Origin of the sequence: Streptomyces humidus (assembly GCF_014649655.1) — a bacterium.
In the GTDB taxonomy this organism is placed as follows: Bacteria; Actinomycetota; Actinomycetes; order Streptomycetales; family Streptomycetaceae; genus Streptomyces; species Streptomyces humidus.
Map to the genome: position 1 here is coordinate 1 of NZ_BMTL01000106.1, position 2,599 is coordinate 2,599.

General features: G+C 72.7%; 1 protein-coding gene. It reads right to left on the reverse strand.

Translation table 11 applies throughout. From position 1 onward, the window contains the following. A partial coding sequence (locus IE239_RS41200; protein ID WP_190154568.1) for a type I polyketide synthase occupies positions 1-2,555 on the reverse strand: 2,555 nt, incomplete at its 3' end. Positions 2,556-2,599: the final 44 nt, after the last annotated feature.

Here is a 2,599-nt window from a genome sequence, read left to right on the forward strand (position 1 = left end):
GCCTGACCCGCACCGATGTCCCCCGCACCCGCATGCCCCAACACCACCGCCACCTCACCCGACACCAACTCCACGAGACGGCGCTTCTGTTCGTCGAGGGTCAGCGTCGCGAGGCGGTCCGCCAAGGAGTCGCCGGTGGCCGAGCCGGTGCCCGCGGCCGCGGCGCGGGCCGCGCGACGCGGCCGGCGGACCAGGCCGCGCAGCATCGGTGGCAACTGCCCGTTCCGCGCCTGCTCCGTCAGTGCGGCGAAGTCGAACTTCACCGGCACCAGCGTGGAGACCTCACCGGACAGGGCCGTGTCGAGCAGGGCTGTGTCGAGGAGGGCCATGCCGTCCTCGGTGGCCAGCGGGAGGACTCCGCTCCGGCCCATACGGGCCCGGTCCGACTCGCTCATCGTCGCGATCATGCCGCCGGTCTCGGCCCAGAGACCCCAGGCCAGGGAGACGGCGGGCAGTCCCTGCGCCCGGCGCCACCGGGCGAAGGCGTCCAGGAACGCGTTCGCCGCCGAGTAGTTGCCCTGCCCCGGCCCCCCGATCACACCCGCCGCCGAGGAGAACAGGACGAACGCCGAGAGATCCATGTCACGGGTCAGCTCGTGCAGCGTGAGCGCGGCATCGACCTTGGGCCGGAAGGCGGCGCCGATCCGCTCCTGGGTCAGGCTCGCGATCACCGCGTCGTCGAGGACTCCCGCCGCGTGCACGACGGCGGTCAGAGGCGCGTCGGACGACACCGCCGCGAGAAGCTTCTTCACCGCTCTGCGCTTCGACATGTCGCACGCCACCACGATGACGCTCGCTCCGGCAGCTTCGAGTTCGGCCGTCAGTTCCGCAGCGCCGGGCGCGTCCGGTCCGCGACGGCTGGTCAGCAGAAGTCGGCGTACGCCGTGTGCGGCGACGAGATGCCGGGCGACGAGGCCGCCCAGCGTGCCGGTCCCGCCGGTGACCAACACGGTTCCCGCAGGATCCAGTGCGCGCCCGGCCTCCGCCGAGTCCGGTGCGGGCCGGGTTCCGGCCGAGACCGGTGCGGTCCCTGCCGAGGCCGGTGCGGTCCCGGTGGCGGGATCGACCGCGGCCCGTACGAGCCTCGGCGTGTGCACGACATCGCCGCGCACCGCCACCTGAGGTTCTCCAGTGGCCAGTACACCCGCCAGGGCCGGCCGGGACGCCTGCACCTCGTCCACGTCCATCAGCAGGACGCGGTCCGGGTTCTCGGCCTGCGCGGCGCGCACCAGCCCCCAGACCGCGGCGCCCGCCGGGTCGCTCACCTCGGAGTCGCCGGCGACGCCTACCGCGCCGCGCGTCACGACGACCAGGCGGGTCGACTCGAGTTCCTGCGCGGCGAGGAACGCCTGAAGGATCCCGAGGACCCGGCCCACGAGACCACGGACCCGCTCGGCGCTGACCACGCCGTCGACGGCGTCGACGACCAGCACCTCCGGCATCGACGCCCCGGACCGCACCAGTTCCTCGACGTCCAGGGCCATGGAGACCGGGTGCGGGACGACCGCGGCAGCGGCACCGGCCGTCGCTTCGGCCGGCATCGCGGTCCATTCGACGGCGAACAGGGCGTCCGTGCCGGGAGCGGTCCGTCCGGCGGCCTTGAGCTGCTCGTCGTCGACCGCGCGCAGCACGAGCGACTCCACCGACGCGACGGGGGCGCCGTCGCCGTCGGCGAGTTCCAGCGCCACCGATTCAGGACCGGTGGGCGTCATGCGCACCCGCAGGCTGGTGGCGCCCGAGGCGTGCAGCGTCATGCCGTTCCACGCGAACGGCAGTATGAGCTTGCCCTTCTCGGCCTTCCGCTCGGTGAAGGCGCCGCAGTGCAGGACCGCGTCGAGAAGTGCGGGATGCAGACCGAAACCGGCCGCCGCCTCGGTGTCGTCCGTCGGGAGCGTGACCTCGGCGTAGATCTCCTCTTCGCGGGTCCACAGCGTGCTGAGCCCCTGGAACAGCGGCCCGTACGCGTATCCGGCGCTCGCCTGGTCCGCGTAGAAATCGGTCAGATCGACGGGCTGCGCGCCCTCGGGGGGCCAGACACCGAGGGTGGTGTCGGCGGTCGGGGCCTCGTCGTCGAGCTGGCCGTTGGCGTGGCGGACCCAGGAGGTTCCGGGCTCCGCGTCGTCGGGCCGCGAGTACACCGCGACGGGCCGCACACCGCCGGTGTCCTCACCGACCGAGACCTGGATACGGACCGCACCCTTCTCGGGGATCACCAGGGGGGCTTCGATGATCAATTCGCGCAGGGACCGCGCACCGACCTCGTCCCCCGCGCGGACGGCGAGTTCCACGAGGGCCGCACCCGGCAGCAGGACCGTGCCGGACACGGCGTGCTCCGCCAGCCAGGGCTGAGCGGCCAACGACAGCCGACCGGTACCCAGCACACCACCGGTGTCGGGAACACTGATCACCGAGTCGAGCAGCGGATGCTCCACCGCGAACGCGGGATCACCGGACGACACCGTCGAGTTCAGCCAGAACCGCTGGCGTTGGAAGGCATACGTCGGCAGGTCGACCCGGCGGGCGCCCGTCCCTGCGAACACCCTCTCCCAGTCCACCTCCACACCCCGGGCATGCAGCCGGCCCAGGCAGTTCATCAGTG